Below are 13,790 nucleotides of genomic sequence, written 5' to 3' on the forward strand. Positions count from 1 at the left end.
GCGCCTCGCCGGTTCGCGCCGCGCGGCCGGCTGCTGGCATGCTCGCTGCCGGCGGGAGGTGACGGATGGCGGAGCTCGATCGGGTGCGGGTGTGGGCGGAGGCCCTCATCCGGCTGCACCTCGACGCGTCGTGGAGCTTCGAGTTCGACCGCGCCGTCAAGCGCGCAGGGCTCACCGACTTCCGCGCCAAGCGCATCTCCGTCTCGAAGCACCTCGCCGCCCGTTGGGACGACGACGACGTGCACCAGACGCTGCTGCACGAGATCGCGCACGCGATGGTCGGCCCCGGCGCGGGCCACGGTCCCGAGTGGCGACGCGCGGCGCGCGAGCTCGGCTACATCGGCGGGCGCACCCATCAGGGCGAGATCGCCGCCGAGCGGGCGGGCTGGCTCGGCGAGTGCCCCGGCGGCCACGAGCACGTGCGCTTCCGCGCGCCGCGGGGGCGCTACGCGTGCAAGGCGTGCTCGCGCTCGGCACGTCGGGTCGTCGAGATCCGCTGGCGCCGCCGGCAGGCGGCGGCGTGACGACGGCGCGGCTCTCGAGCGGCCGCGAGGCCCGGCTCGAGCCCGCCGACGACGGCCTCGTGCTCGTGATCGACGGCATCGAGCAGTCGCACATCGGCGCGCCCGGCGCGGCCCCGCGGCACGCGTCGGCGCGCTGGATGCTCGCGGCGGCGCTCGAGTGCCTCGCGGGCGGCGGCCGGCGCGCGCTGCACCTCGGCGGCGGAGCGGCCACCCTGCCGCGACTCCTGCAGCACGCGCTCCCCCACCTCGACCAGCGGGTCGTCGAGCTCGAGCCGGCGCTCGCCGAGCTCGTCCTCGCCGAGGCGCCGCTGCCCCACGGCGTCGAGCTCGAGGTCGGCGACGGCCGCGCGGTGCTCGAGGCGCAGGCAGAGCCCGTCTCGATCGTGCTCTCGGATGTCTTCGGCGGCGGCAGCGTGCCGGCACCGTTCACGTCGATCGAGTTCTACGCCGCCGCGCGCGCGGCGCTCGAGCCGGGCGGCGCGCTGCTCGTCAACTCCGCCGACGGACCGCCGCTCGCGTTCGTTCGCGCGCAGCTCGCCACCGTGCGCGCCGTCTTCGCGCACGTCGCGCTCATCTCGACCGGCTCGACGCTCGCGGGTGCGCGCTTCGGCAACGTCGTGCTGCTCGCGAGCGACGCACCGCTGCCCCTCGAGGCGATTCGCGAGCGGCTCCGTGGCGAGGCGCCGCCCGCCGCCGTGCTGCCGTGGTCGCGGCTCGAGCGCTTCGTCGCCGACACCGCGCCCGAGCCGGTCACCGACGCGACGGCGATCGACTCCGCGCCGCCGACGCGCGCCGCCTACCTCGGCCCGGGAGCCCTGCCGCCGTCGCTGCTCGAGCGCGACGGCGACTGATCCCGCTCGGTGCGAGCCGACGCATCCGGGCCCACACCCTCGGCCGGCACCGCGCCGACCGCGCGCGGGTCGCCCGTCGGCACGGCCGCCGCTGACGCGTCGTCGAGCTGGGCGTCGTCGGGCGGCGCGGCCGCGTCGTAGGAGGCGCTGATCTGCCGGTACGACTTCGTGAGCATCGCGAGCGCCGCGGCGACGACCATCACGACGCCGCCGATGAGGAAGACGAGCGCGATGCCGCGCGCGACCCCGGTGCCGAGCAGCGGCTCGAGCGCCGCCGAGCCCTCGCTCGAGCGCGCCCACGGCAGGATCCAGAACTCGGCGAGCGGCGCGATGAGGAACGCGGTGACGGGCGCGGCGGCCGCCTCGAACGCCATCGCGAAGCCGAACACCCTGCCTTGCCGCGAGAGCGGCACGACGCGCTGGATGATCGTCTGCTCGGCGGCTTCCGCGGCCGGGATGAGGCACATGTAGAGCCAGATGCCGCCCGCGTAGAGCCACCACCACTCGCGGATCGTGAAGAGCGCGCCGAGCGCGCCCATCACCATCACGACGATGAGCAGCGTGCGGATCGGGCGCTTGCCGAGCCCGAAGCGCGCGATCGCGAGGCCGCCGACGATGAAGCCCGTCGAGGCGACCCCGAACACGACGCCCCACATCTCGACCGTGAAGAGCTCGAGCCCGTAGGGGTCCATGAGCGCCATGTAGAGGCCGCCGATGAGGTTGTTGAACGTCGAGAACAGGATGAGCGCGAAGAGCCCCCCGGTCGCGAGCACCGCGCGCAGCGAGCCGCGCAGGTCGACGCCGCGAGCGGTGTCGTCGGCGTCGAGCTCGACGACGTCCTGCGGGATGCGGAGCGTCAGCAGGTGCGCGAGGCTCACGGCGGTGAGGGCGATGGCGATCGCGATGGTCCAGCCCATGCCGAGCCGCCCGATCGCGAGGCCCGAGAGCACGCTCGTGACGATGAAGGCGAGGCCCTGCACGGTGCCGACGAGGCCGTTCGCGTTGGCGTGCCGCTCGTCGGGCACGAGCATCGTGACGGTCGTCGAGAGCGCGATGTTGCGCATCTGCTCGACGACCGCGCCGACGAGCACGATCGTGCCGAAGAGCCAGAACCAGGGCGCGCCGAGGTCGAGCAGCGTCCGCTCGGGCAGCAGCAGGTACATGACGCCCGCGGCCGAGAACGCGACGAGCGTGACAGTGCCCGAGAGCAGCATGACGCGCAGCTTGCGGTTGTGGTCGACGATCGTGCCGAAGAGCATGCTGCCGAACGCGACGAGCAGCATGTAGGCGCCGCCGATGATGCCGGTCGCGAGCACGGAGCGGGTCTCGAGGTAGACCCAGAACGTCAGCGCGAACCAGAGGAAGCTCGTGGTCAGGTTGGCGAGGGCGGTGTTGATCAGCACGTGGAGGAACGTGCGCTCGCCCTGCGTCCTCGTCATCGAGGTCATGCGGGCACGCTAGACCAGGCCACCCACATGCCGACACCCGCGAGTCGCGAGCGGCGTCACGCATCCGGATCCATGCTCTCGCGGCTCCCGGCGGCAGTGGGCCGCGAGAGCGTGCACATCGCTCGTCGCGCTGGCGCCGGCGCGCCGGTCGTGGAAGCTCGCGCTCTCCACAGGCGGCCCGCCTGCTGCCCGGGCGCCGACCCGCGGCGAGGCAGAGTGCGCGCATGCCGCCGCTGCCCGCACCGCTCCCCGAGCCGTTCGCCGGCCGGCCGTTCCTGGTCGGCGACGCCCTGCGCGCCGGCGTCAGTCCCGCGCGCGTCCGCGCTCGGGACCTCGTCGCGCCGTTCCGCGGCGTGCGCGCGAGCGCCGTCGACGACCTGCACGCGCTCGCCGCGGCCTACGCGACGCGCATGCCGCCGCACCACTCGTACGGCGGCACGACCGCGGCGCGCCTGTGGGGGCTCCCGCTCCCCGACGACTGGTCGGCCGACGAGCCGCTCGTGATCGCGCGACCCAACGGCAGCACCCGCGGTCGCGCGGTCGGCACGCGGCACATCGCCATCGACCCGGATCGGCTGCAGAGCATGTCGCACCGCGGCCTGCGACTCCTCGCTCCCGGGGCGACCGCGCTCACCCTCGCGCGCGAGCTGCCGCACGAGCGGCTCGTGCACGTCGTCGACGCGCTCCTGACCGGCTCGAAGCGCTACCCCGACCTCGACCTCCCGAAGCGTCCGTACGCGACGCTGCAGGCGCTGCTCGACTTCCTCGAGGGCTGCCAGGGCCTCCGCGGCGCGCGCGCCCTGCGGGCGGCCGCCGACGATGCGCGCGCTGGCGTCGACTCCCGCTTCGAGAGCATCACCCGCCGCGTCATCGTGCTCGCGGGGCTGCCGGAGCCCGAGGTGCATCCGCTCGTGGTCATCGACGCTGTCGAGCTGCACCCGGACCTCGGCTATCCCGCGCTCAAGATCGCGGTCGAGTACGAGGGCGAAGGACACCTCGACCCGAAGCGCTGGGCCGACGACATCCTGCGCTACGAGATGCTCGAGGCGGCCGGCTGGATCGTGGTCCGCATCACGAAGGCCGACGTCGCGGGCGCAGGGGATCGCTGCGCGCGGCGCGTGCGCGCCGCACTGGCCCGTCGCTCGTAGCGCCGGCCCCACCCGCTCGTGGCCGTGCGCATGTGCACGCTCTTGCGGCTCGCGCTGCCGCCGCACCGCACGAGCGTGCACATCGCAGCCAGGGAGGACATGACGCGTGCGGGCATGTGCTCGCTGCTTGCGGCTCGCGCTGCCGCCGCACCGCAAGAGCGTGCACATGGAAGCCAGGGAGGACATGACGCGTGTGGGCGTGTGCACGCTGCTGCGGCTCGACAGGCCGCCGTGCCGCAAGAGCGTGCACATCGCTCCGGGCGCGCGCAGGCATGTGCACGCTGCTGCGGCTCGCGCTGCCGCCGCACCGCAAGAGCGTGCACATGGCAGTCGCGACCACGGAGTCGCGTGTGGGCATGTGCACGCTGCTGCGGCTCGCGCTGCCGCCGCACCGCAAGAGCGTGCACATCGCGGCCGAGCGCTCCCCGCCGGCGGGTGTCGTCAGTCGCGCGAGTCGCGCGCTCCTGCCCACAGGTCGACGCCCGGCTCGTCGCGCGCGAGCTCGTCGATCGCCGTGAGCTCGTCGGCGCTGAACGAGAGGCCGCCGAGCGCCGCGATGTTCTGCTCGAGCTGCTCGAACTGCGACGCGCCGATCGTGAGCGACGTCATGCGCTCGTCGCGCAGCGCCCACGCGAGCGCGAGCTGCGCGAGCGACTGCCCGCGCGACTCGGCGATGCGGGCGAGTCCTCGGAGGCGCTCGGCCGCCTCGGGCGAGAGGCTCGCGTCGAGCGATCCACGCGCGCTGCCGAGCGCGGCCCGCGACCCCTCGGGCACCCCGTCGAGGTACTTGCCGGTCAGGAGCCCCTGCGCGAGCGCGGTGAAGCCGATGACCCCGATGCCGAGCTCGCCCGCGGCGTCGAGCAGCCCATCCGTCTCGATCCAGCGGTTGAGCATCGAGTACGACGGCTGGTGGATCGTGAGCGGCGTGCCGAGCGAGTCGAGGATCGCGTGCGCGCGCCGCGTCTCGTCGGCCGAGTAGCTCGAGACGCCGACGTAGAGCGCGCGGCCCGAGCGCACGATGTGGTCGAGCGCCGCCATCGTCTCCTCGAGCGGCGTCTCGGGGTCGGGACGGTGGTGGTAGAAGATGTCGACGTAGTCGAGCCCCATGCGCCGCAGCGACTGGTCGAGGCTCGCGACGAGGTACTTGCGGGTGCCGCCGAAGCCGTAGGGGCCGGGCCACATGTCCCAGCCGGCCTTCGTCGTCACGAGCACCTCGTCGCGGTGCGCGCCGAGGTCGCTCGCGAGCACGCGGCCGAAGTTCGACTCCGCCGCGCCGTAGGGCGGGCCGTAGTTGTTGGCGAGGTCGAAGTGCGTGACGCCGCGGTCGAAGGCGCCGAGGATGAGCTCGCGCTGCCGCTCGAGCGGCACGTCGTCGCCGAAGTTGTGCCAGAGGCCGAGCGTGAGCAGCGGCAGCTTGAGGCCCGAGGCGCCGGCGCGGCGGTACTGCATCGCGCCGGGCCGGTCGGCGTCGTAGCGGGCGGGGTCGGGCTGCCAGCTCATCGTGCGGCTCCTTCGGGCTCGGCGTGCGCGGCGCGCGCGGCGGTCTCGGCCGCGACGAGGGCGTTCGTCGCGCCGCGCAGGCCCACGGCCGCCGCGCACGCCGCGGCGCACGCGGGGCTGTGGAAGTCGATGCCGAGCTCGGCGAGCTCGTCGACGACGCGGCCGGCGACGAGCAGGTCGGCCGCGTTGGGGCGCAGGGTCCCGTCGCGCCAGCGGTCGCCGGCCGCGACGATCGCGATCGAGGCGCGGTCGCCGAGCCGCTCCTGCTCGTCGAGCGCGGCGCGGGCGATGTCGGATGCGTTGGCGAGCGTCGCGTCGAGCACGAGCGTCGTGCGGGGCGCGCGGTCCTGCAGCTCGGCCGACTCGGGGCCCCGGTCGGCGTCCGCGATCACGATGACGTCGGCCGCGGCCGCGTCGATCCCGGCGGTGCCCCACTCGAGGGTCACCTGGTAGTGCGCGCTCATGCGCCCAGCCTACGGAGCGCGACCCTGCGCATCCGCTCGGAGTCGCCCGGAGTCAGCGCAGCGCGCCGCAGTGCGCGAGGGCGGCGCGCACGAGGCTGCCGCGGCCGCCCTCCATCTCGCTCGTGACGAGCTCGGAGGCGGCGGCCTCGGGGCTCAGCCACGTGAGCTCGAGCGCGTCCTGCCGCGGGTCGCACGTGCCGGTGACGGGCACGATGTAGCAGAGCGAGACGGCGTGCTGGCGGTCGTCCGAGAAGATGCCGTCGCCGGGGAGCGGGAAGTACTCGGCGATGTGGAACGGCACGGGGCTCGCGGGCAGCTGCGGGAACGCCATCGGCCCGAGGTCCTTCTCGAGGTGCCGGTAGAGCGCGTCGCGCACGCGCTCGCCGCGCATGACGCGGCCCGAGACGACCGTGCGGGTCATGACGGCCTGCTCGTTCATGCGCAGCAGCAGCCCCACCTCGGTGACTTGCCCCATGCCGTCGAGCCGCACGGGGATCGCCTCGACGTAGAGGATCGGCAGGCGCTCGCGGGCCTGCTGCAGCTCCTCGTCGCTGAGCCATCCGGGGTTGGGGTCGGGGGTGCGCACGGCCATGCGCCCATTCTGCCCGCACGACCCTCGAGCCGCTCGGAGGGGCGGATGCGTCGGCGGGCTACGGGCGCAGGCGCCGGCCCGAGCGGTCGGCCCAGAGCGCGAGCGCGAGCCACGCCGCGACGACGACGAGCGCGAGCACGACCGAGGGGATGTCGCCGAGCCGCGCGAAGGCGCCGACCGGGTCGGGGTCGGGCAGCGCCTCGAGCAGCGAGCGGAGCGCAAGCGTCGTCGCGACCGCGAGCAGGCTGATGCGGCCGACGGCGGCGAAGGGCTCGGCGAGGGCGCCGAGGGTCGAGGTGCCGCCGCGCAGGTCGGTGTCGATGACCGGATGCGCGACGGTCGCGAGCACGGCGGCGAGCGTCGCGACGCCGAGGGTGAGCGGCGGCGTCCAGATGGCGGCCGCCGGCTCGAGCGCCTGCTGCCCCCACATCGTCGGCGTGAAGTAGGCGATGACGCCGAGCACCGCGAAGAGGGTCGCGGCGAGCAGCCCGAAGCCGATGACGCGCGGCCGCTGCCGGCCGGTGACGCTCCGCGCGCGGAGGAAGCCGTGCACGAGCGCCGCGCCGGCCGCGGCGGGCACCGCGAGCCCGAGGCCCGCGACGACCGTCGAGACCGCGAGCACCACGAGCGGGTCGGTGGGCGCGCCCGCGGCGTCCGCGATGCCGCCGACGAGCAGCGTCGCGGGGCTGCACACGTCGCTCAGCGCCCCGCACAGGCCGCTCGAGAGCCACAGCGCGCCCGAGCCGACGAGCGCGGCGATCGCGAGCGCCGCGACCCACGCCGACCAGCTGCGCGCGAGCAGCCCGAGGAAGCCGAGCGCCGCGATCGCGACCGCGAGCTGCACGAGCGGGCCGGCCACGGGCATCCGCTCGAGTCCGCCGAAGGTGCCCGTGCCCGGGTCGAACGGCACCCCGGCGGTCGCGCCCGCGATGAGCGCGACGAGCGCCGAGAGCAGCAGGCCGAGCCCGAGCAGCAGCAGCGAGCGCAGCGCGACGCGGCCGCCGGAGGTCCAGTCGCGGTGCTGCGCCATCGCGAACGCGCAGCCGGCGACGAGTGCGAACGCTGGCATCGCGAGCGCGTCGATGCCGATCGCGCCCCACGGCTCGGAGGCGGGCACCGGGCGCCGGGGCGCGGCGAGCCACGCGACGGTCGCGAGCACGAGCAGGCCGCGGGCGGCGTCGAGCGAGACGACGCGGCCGATCCGCTTGCCGCGCGCAGGCCGGCGGGGCGCGCGGCGAGCACCGCGGCCGCCGGCAGCCGGCATGACGCGCGTGGTCGCCGATGTGCTCGTCACGGGTGCGCCTCCATGCTTCGAGGCTACTGTCGAGGGGAGCGGCGCGGCGGGCGCCCGGGAGGAGCGCGAGATGCAGCAGATCGACGCGGATGCGGTGCAGTGGCGGGACGGCTCGGGCGACGAGCTGCTCGTGGTCATGCACGGCATCGGCTCCCACGAGGGCGACCTGTTCGGGCTCGCGCCGCACCTGCCGGCCGAGCTGACGATCGCGTCGCTGCGCGCGCCGATCCCCTACGGCGGCGGCTTCGCGTGGTTCGACTTCTCGCCGATCGACAGCGACGACGACGCGCTCATCAACGCGACCGCCCAGGGCGTGCTCGCGTGGCTCGACGGGCTCGAGCGGCGCTACTCGCGCGTGCATCTGCTCGGCTTCTCGCAAGGCGGCGCCATGGCGGTGCAGCTCGCGAGGCTCGCGCCGGATCGGTTCGCGTCGATCGCCCACCTGTCGTCGTTCGTGCACGCGGGCGAGCTGCCCGGTGACGCCGAGCTCGCCGCCCGCGAGCCGCGGCTGCCGCTGCTCGCGACGATCGGCGAGCTCGACGACGTCATCCACAAGGACAAGATCGTCCGCTCGGCGCCGTGGCTCGACGCGCACTTCGACGTCGACCGGCGCACCTACCGGCGCGCGCACACGATCGTCGGCGAGGAGCTCGCCGACGTCGTGGCCTTCCTGCAGCGGGTCTGAGCGCTCCCTCGCCGCGCGCGGGCGGCAGGATGGACCCATGGAACGGTTCCGGCTGGGTGGCGTGCCGGGCGTGACGCCCGCGAAGTGGATGCGCGTGTGGGCGCAGCGCGTGCCGGACGTGCCGATCGAGCTCGTCGCGCTCGAGGAGGCCGACGCGATCGCCGCGCTGCGCGAGGGTCGCGCCGATGCCGTGCTCGCCCGGCTGCCGATCGAGGCGGAGGGCATGCACCGCGTGCCGCTCTACGACGAGCTCGCGGTCGTCGTCGCGGCCGTCGGCCATCCGATCGTGGCGTTCGAGACCGTGACGCTCGCCGACCTCGAGGGCGAGCAGCTGCTCGAGTCGGGCGACCTCTCCCCCGCGCAGCTGCTCGAGGTGGTCGCGACCGGCGCCGGGCTCGCGATCGTGCCGATGTCGGTCGCGCGCGCGGTCGGCGGCCCGAGCACGCGCCACCGGGTGGTGACGGATGCGCCCACCACGACGATCGCGCTCGTCTGGCCCGAGCACGCGGACTCCGCGCTGCACCAGGAGCTCATCGGCATCGCGAAGGGCCGGCGCGCGGGATCGTCGCGCGGCCGCGAGCGCGAGCACCGCGTCGAGGCCGGCAACGCGGCGACCGGCGCGAAGCCCCGCCCCTCGAAGCCGAAGCCCTCGCCGGCCCAGCGCCCGCGCAAGCGCGGCGGCCACGGCCGCGGCGGCCGTCCCGGCCCCGGCGGCCGCCGCTGACTGGAGCGGCGCGACCGTCGCCCGGCGCAGAGCGCGACGTGGGACCGGGCGCAGAGTCGCGGCACTCTGCGATCTCGCAGCCGCCGGGCAGCAGAGTGTCGGCACTCTGCGATCTAGCAGCCGCCGGGCAGCAGAGTGCCGGCACTCTGCGGCCGCACGGGCGCGGCACGCGCCGCCGGAACGGCGAAGGCCCCGCGCTCTCGCTGAGCGCGGGGCCTCCCGCTGGCGGTGACGGTGGGATTTGAACCCACGGTGGAGGGTTACTCCACACGACTTTTCGAGAGTCGCACCTTCGGCCGCTCGGACACGTCACCAAGGGGATAGCGTACACGCGCTCGGAGCCGCTCGCGAACCGGCGCCGACGATCAGGGCTGCAGCACCTTCACGCGGCGCACCTCGTGCAGCCCCTCCTCGACCTTCTCGCCGCCGTCGAGGTGCCAGCCGTGCGCGTCGTAGAACGCTGCGGCGCGCGCGTTGCCGTCCAGCATCCACAGGTAGGCGCGTCGGTGGCCGTCGGCGATGAGCCGCCGCTCCGCCTCCGCGAGCAGCGCCTTGCCGACGCCCCGCGACCAGCGCTCGCTGTGCGCGTAGATGGCGTAGAGCTCGCCCGTGATGCCGTCCAGCTCCTCGCGCGCCCGGCCGGCGAACGCCCACCCGACCACCTCGCTGTCGGCCACCGCGACGAGGTCGTGGCTGCCCGCATCCGCGTGGTGCTCGTCCCACCGCTCGACGCGGTGGGCGGTCTCGCGCTGCACGTCGAGGCGGTCGAGCACCTCCTTGGGCACGAGGCCGGAGTAGGCGGCCCGCCAGGTCTCGACGCGCACGCGCGCGATGCCTGCGGCGTCGCCGATCGTGGCGTCGCGGACGTGCGCGGTCATGCGGCCTCCTCCGGTGCGGCGTCGATGACGCAGAAGCGGTTGCCCTCGGGGTCCTCCATGATCACGTAGTCGGCGTCGGGCGGCCGCTTCGACCACTCGACGCGACGCGCGCCGAGCGACTCGAGCCGCTCGACCTCGGCGCGCTGATCGTCGGCGTACAGGTCGAGGTGGATGCGCGGGGGCAGGATGCGCTCGCTCGGCACCGCGTCGAGGGAGACGTTCGGGCCGGCACCCGACCGCGGCCGCAGCAGCACGAAGTCAGGCTCGACCGGCTCGCGCGGCTCGTAGTCGAGCGCCGCGGCCCAGAATCGCCGCTGGCGCTCCAGGTCGCTGCACCGGATCACGATCGAGCCGACGGTCAGCATGTCCGCGAGCGTAGTGGGTGAACGGCGCTCATGAGCGGCGATCTCGCACACTCGCGCTCGCGCCGCCGAGCCGGTGTCGGCGGCGGCCGATAGCGTCGAGCGCATGGCCAAGTCCCCCGCGTTCCGCTGCTCCGAGTGCGGCTGGACGACCCTCAAGTGGGTCGGGCGCTGCGGCGAGTGCCAGCAGTGGGGCACCGTCGAGGAGGTCGGCGTGCCCGCGAAGGGCGTCGCCGCGGCTTCGGTGCCCGCGTCGCGCGCGGCCCGGCCTATCACCGAGCTCGAGACCGCCGACGCCCCGCGCTGGCCGACGGGCATCGCCGAGTTCGACCGCGTGCTCGGCGGCGGCATCGTGCCGGGCGCCGTCGTGCTGTGCTCGGGCGAGCCGGGCGTGGGCAAGTCGACGCTGCTGCTCGCCGTCGCCGCGCGTGCGGCCTCGACCGGCCGCCGCGTCCTCTACGTCTCGGGCGAGGAGTCGCTCGCCCAGGTGCGGCTGCGCGCCGAGCGCACGGGAGCGCTCGAGCCGCAGCTCTACCTCGCGAGCGAGACCGACCTCGCGACGATCCTCGGCCAGCTGCGCGACACCGCGCCGGCGCTCGTGATCGTCGACTCCGTGCAGACGGTCGCGAACGCCGCGAACGAGTCGCTCGCGGGCGGGCCGAGCCAGGTGCGCGACGTCGCCGCCGCGCTCACGAGGGCCGCGAAGGATGCGGGCGTGCCGCTCCTGCTCGTCGGCCACGTCACGAAGGACGGCTCGGTCGCCGGTCCCCGCGTGCTCGAGCACCTCGTCGACGTCGTCGCGCACTTCGACGGCGACCGGCAGACGGCGCTGCGCTTCGTGCGCACGTCGAAGAACCGCTTCGGACCGACGGATGAGGTGGGCTGCTTCGAGATGACCGGCGACGGCATCCTCGAGGTGCCCGACCCCTCCGGACTCTTCCTCTCGCGCTCGGCGACGCCGCTCGCCGGCACGTGCGTGACGATCGCGCTCGAGGGCCGCCGCGCGCTCCCGGTCGAGATGCAGGCGCTCGTCGTGCCCGCGTCGACGGCCCAGCCGCGCCGCGTCGTGAACGGCGTCGACTCCTCGCGCGTCGCGATGGTCATCGCCGTGCTCGAGCGGCACGCGGGCATCGCGCTGGGCAACCAGGACGTCTACGTCTCGACCGTCGGCGGCATCCGCGTGACCGAGCCCGGCGCCGACCTCGCGATCGCGCTCGCGATCGCGAGCGCGTTCCGCAGCACCGCCCTCCCCCGCGAGCTCGCCGCGGTCGGCGAGATCTCGCTCGCGGGCGAGATCCGGGCCGCCTCGGCGGCGAAGCGCCGAGCGGCCGAGGCGCGCAGGCTCGGCTACGCGCGGGTCGTCGACGAGGGCGTCGCGCTCGTGCGCAGCGCCGTCACCGAGACGCTCGCGGCTGGCCGCCGCGAGCGGCAGCGCGACCCGCTCGAAGCGGTCCCCGGCTTCTGAGCCGCCGCGGGCGTCACTCGAGGATGAACTGCCGGCTCTCGGCGCTCGCGTAGTCGCCCACCCGCACGCTCAGGCTGTAGGCGGCACCGCCCGCCGTCACCTGCGGGCGCTCGGCCGTGCACGTCTCGATCGACGACGGGGTGCGGTCCCACTCGATCGGCACGGTCGACTGCGGCGTCGCGGGCTCGAGCTGCACCATGTTGTCCTGCACGTCGGCGGCGCAGTCGGTGTAGCGGTAGACGACCTCATCGCCCGTGCGGATCTCGTACTCCTGCACGGCGGTGCCGGCGTTGAGCGAGCACGCGCTCTCCCCGGTGTTCTCGATCGTGAACGACAGCAGCACGGGCTCGCCGGCCGCGTACGTCGAGTGATCGGTCGTCGGCGTGATGCGCACGGCCTCGGGCGCGCACGGCTCACCCGGCGCGGCGCTCGGGCTCCCGCCGATGGGTGTGAACGGCGTCGTCGGGGTCGGCGTGGGCGTCGCCGACTCGACGGGCGCGGCGCTCGCGCTCTCGCTCGGCGCGGTCGCGGGCGGCGGTGCCTCGCCCGGCTCCCACGGCCGCCAGACGAGCAGCGCGGCAGCGGCGACCGCGATGACGAGCACGAGGCCGAGCAGCGTGCGACGCCGACGCACCGCGGCGCGGCGCTTGGCTGTCATAGGCGTGCTCACCGATCCAGGGTAGGCGTCGGACGCGGGCTCACAGCCGCTTGAGCATGCGTGTGTTGCCGAGCGTGTTGGGCTTCACGTGCGCGAGGTCGAGGAACTCGGCGACGCCGCCGTCGGCCGAGCGCAGCAGCTCGACGAAGACCTCGGGCTCGACGACCTGCTCGGCGACCTCCTCGTAGCCGTGGCGGCCGAAGAAGTCGGTCTCGAACGTGAGGCAGAACAGCCGCGTGAGCCCCAGCTGCCGCGCGCGCTCCTCGAGGTCGACGAGCATGGCGTGGCCGACGCCCTTGCCGAGCGCACCCTCCGCGACGGCGATGGTGCGCACCTCGCCGAGGTCCTCCCACATGACGTGGAGCGCGCCGCAGCCGACCACCTGCCCGTCGCGCTCAGCGACGACGAACTCCTGCACGGCCTCGAAGAGCGTCACGAGCTCCTTGCCGAGCAGGATGCGTCGGCGCACGTAGGGCTCGATGAGGTCGCGCATCGCGCGCACGTCGCTCGTGCGCGCGGCCCGCACGGTGAGCTCGGAGCGATCGGGGGCAGGAGCGGGTGCGTCGGCCATAGGGATCGAGCCTACGCCCCTACCCGTCCGAGCCCACCCTGTAGACGAGCCGCGCGAACTGCCCCACCCGACGCACCTCGACGAGCGTGAGCCGGTCGGACTCGACTCGGCGCGGCATGAGCGGCGCGCCGCTCGGCAGCGCGACGGGCGCGACCGAGATCGCGACCTCGTCGAGCGCGCCCGCGTCGAGGAACTGGCCGGCGAGGTCGCCGCCGCCCACGACCCAGATGTCGCCGTCGCCGGCCGCCGCCCGCAGCTCCGGCAGCGCGTCGGCGACCGAGCCCCGGAGGAAGCGGATGTCGGAACCCTCCGGCGCGGGGAGCTCGCGGGTCGTGAAGACGAACGCCGGCCGCTCGCCCGCGAAGTCGCGCCACGCCTGATCCCGCCCCGTCGCGTGCCTCTCGCGGAGCATCCACTCGTAGGTGTGTGAGCCGAGCACCATCACCGTCGCGTCGGCCGGCAGCAGGGTCTCGTCGGGATCGGTGCCGCCGTCGACGGCGAAGAGCCACGCGAGCGAGTGCTCGTCGTCGGCGAGGAAGCCGTTGATGGTCGTCGCGGTGTCGAAGATGATGCGTGCCATGCGCGGGACGCTAGGGCACACCGCCCACACGCGGGCGGACGACGGA

General features: G+C 74.7%; 16 protein-coding genes and 1 tRNA gene. 6 read left to right on the forward strand and 11 right to left on the reverse strand.

Annotated features, from left to right (window positions below; all coding sequences use genetic code 11):
• The first annotated feature begins 65 nt into the window (after nt 1-65).
• The gene (locus L332_RS24475; RefSeq protein WP_021010942.1) at nt 66-524 is read left to right on the forward strand and encodes a SprT-like domain-containing protein; all 459 of its coding nucleotides are present in this window, start codon (nt 66-68) and stop codon (nt 522-524) included.
• Nucleotides 521-1,375 carry a spermidine synthase gene (locus tag L332_RS24480; protein ID WP_144061067.1) on the forward strand — a complete coding sequence of 285 codons (855 nt, stop codon included), beginning with the start codon at nt 521-523 and terminating at the stop codon, nt 1,373-1,375. Before L332_RS24475 ends, L332_RS24480 begins: the two co-directional genes overlap by 4 nt.
• On the opposite strand, the gene L332_RS24485 is transcribed toward L332_RS24480, so the two are convergent.
• Nucleotides 1,321-2,823 carry an MFS transporter gene (locus L332_RS24485; RefSeq protein ID WP_021010944.1) on the reverse strand — a complete coding sequence of 501 codons (1,503 nt, stop codon included), beginning with the start codon at nt 2,821-2,823 and terminating at the stop codon, nt 1,321-1,323. The two genes, L332_RS24480 and L332_RS24485, sit on opposite strands and share 55 nt — an antisense overlap.
• A 224-nt stretch (nt 2,824-3,047) precedes the next feature.
• On the opposite strand from L332_RS24485, the gene L332_RS24490 reads away from it, so the two are divergent.
• Complete coding sequence (locus L332_RS24490) at nt 3,048-3,971, forward strand: hypothetical protein (protein ID WP_021010945.1); 924 nt, start codon at nt 3,048-3,050, stop codon at nt 3,969-3,971.
• Between the two features lie 441 nt (nt 3,972-4,412).
• On the opposite strand, the gene mgrA is transcribed toward L332_RS24490, so the two are convergent.
• From mgrA to L332_RS24510, 4 genes are read right to left on the reverse strand one after another with little or no spacing between them, the layout of a single operon-like run.
• Nucleotides 4,413-5,471, reverse strand: a complete 1,059-nt coding sequence (gene mgrA, locus L332_RS24495) for an L-glyceraldehyde 3-phosphate reductase (RefSeq protein ID WP_021010946.1) — start codon at nt 5,469-5,471, stop codon at nt 4,413-4,415.
• Nucleotides 5,468-5,935, reverse strand: a complete 468-nt coding sequence (locus tag L332_RS24500) for a hypothetical protein (RefSeq protein ID WP_021010947.1) — start codon at nt 5,933-5,935, stop codon at nt 5,468-5,470. Before L332_RS24500 ends, mgrA begins: the two co-directional genes overlap by 4 nt.
• Nucleotides 5,936-5,987: 52 nt before the next feature.
• Nucleotides 5,988-6,527, reverse strand: coding sequence for an NUDIX hydrolase family protein (locus tag L332_RS24505; protein WP_021010948.1), 540 nt, complete (start codon nt 6,525-6,527; stop codon nt 5,988-5,990).
• Between the two features lie 58 nt (nt 6,528-6,585).
• Nucleotides 6,586-7,821, reverse strand: a complete 1,236-nt coding sequence (locus L332_RS24510) for a hypothetical protein (RefSeq protein WP_021010949.1) — start codon at nt 7,819-7,821, stop codon at nt 6,586-6,588.
• Between the two features lie 70 nt (nt 7,822-7,891).
• Here L332_RS24510 and L332_RS24515 point away from each other — a divergent pair, with 70 nt between their 5' ends.
• Nucleotides 7,892-8,506, forward strand: coding sequence for an alpha/beta hydrolase (locus tag L332_RS24515; RefSeq protein WP_021010950.1), 615 nt, complete (start codon nt 7,892-7,894; stop codon nt 8,504-8,506).
• Between the two features lie 37 nt (nt 8,507-8,543).
• Nucleotides 8,544-9,230 (forward strand): LysR substrate-binding domain-containing protein, encoded by a 687-nt coding sequence (locus L332_RS24520; RefSeq protein ID WP_021010951.1) that lies wholly within the window; start codon nt 8,544-8,546, stop codon nt 9,228-9,230.
• 223 nt (nt 9,231-9,453) lie between these two features.
• Here the strand turns inward: L332_RS24520 and L332_RS24525 are convergent.
• The 3 genes from L332_RS24525 to L332_RS24535 all read right to left on the reverse strand — a co-directional run bounded on the left by L332_RS24525 (nt 9,454) and on the right by L332_RS24535 (nt 10,473).
• Nucleotides 9,454-9,544, reverse strand: a tRNA-Ser gene (locus L332_RS24525).
• A gap of 51 nt (nt 9,545-9,595) precedes the next feature.
• On the reverse strand, nt 9,596-10,108 hold the full coding sequence (locus tag L332_RS24530) for a GNAT family N-acetyltransferase (RefSeq protein ID WP_021010952.1): 513 nt from the start codon (nt 10,106-10,108) through the stop codon (nt 9,596-9,598).
• Complete coding sequence (locus L332_RS24535) at nt 10,105-10,473, reverse strand: VOC family protein (protein ID WP_021010953.1); 369 nt, start codon at nt 10,471-10,473, stop codon at nt 10,105-10,107. Before L332_RS24535 ends, L332_RS24530 begins: the two co-directional genes overlap by 4 nt.
• Before the next feature lie 103 nt (nt 10,474-10,576).
• On the opposite strand from L332_RS24535, the gene radA reads away from it, so the two are divergent.
• Entirely contained in the window at nt 10,577-11,935 is a 1,359-nt protein-coding gene (gene radA, locus L332_RS24540; RefSeq protein WP_021065051.1) for a DNA repair protein RadA, read from the forward strand.
• Between the two features lie 13 nt (nt 11,936-11,948).
• Here the strand turns inward: radA and L332_RS24545 are convergent, their stop codons facing one another.
• The 3 genes from L332_RS24545 to L332_RS24555 are packed head-to-tail and all read right to left on the reverse strand — an operon-like array spanning nt 11,949 to nt 13,744.
• On the reverse strand, nt 11,949-12,605 hold the full coding sequence (locus L332_RS24545; protein WP_144061068.1) for a hypothetical protein: 657 nt from the start codon (nt 12,603-12,605) through the stop codon (nt 11,949-11,951).
• Between the two features lie 28 nt (nt 12,606-12,633).
• Nucleotides 12,634-13,164, reverse strand: coding sequence for an amino-acid N-acetyltransferase (locus tag L332_RS24550; RefSeq protein ID WP_021010956.1), 531 nt, complete (start codon nt 13,162-13,164; stop codon nt 12,634-12,636).
• A gap of 19 nt (nt 13,165-13,183) precedes the next feature.
• Entirely contained in the window at nt 13,184-13,744 is a 561-nt protein-coding gene (locus tag L332_RS24555; RefSeq protein WP_021010957.1) for a dihydrofolate reductase family protein, read from the reverse strand.
• Nucleotides 13,745-13,790: the final 46 nt, after the last annotated feature.

The sequence above is a fragment of the Agrococcus pavilionensis RW1 genome (genome assembly GCF_000400485.1).
GTDB classification, from domain to species: Bacteria; Actinomycetota; Actinomycetes; order Actinomycetales; family Microbacteriaceae; genus Agrococcus; species Agrococcus pavilionensis.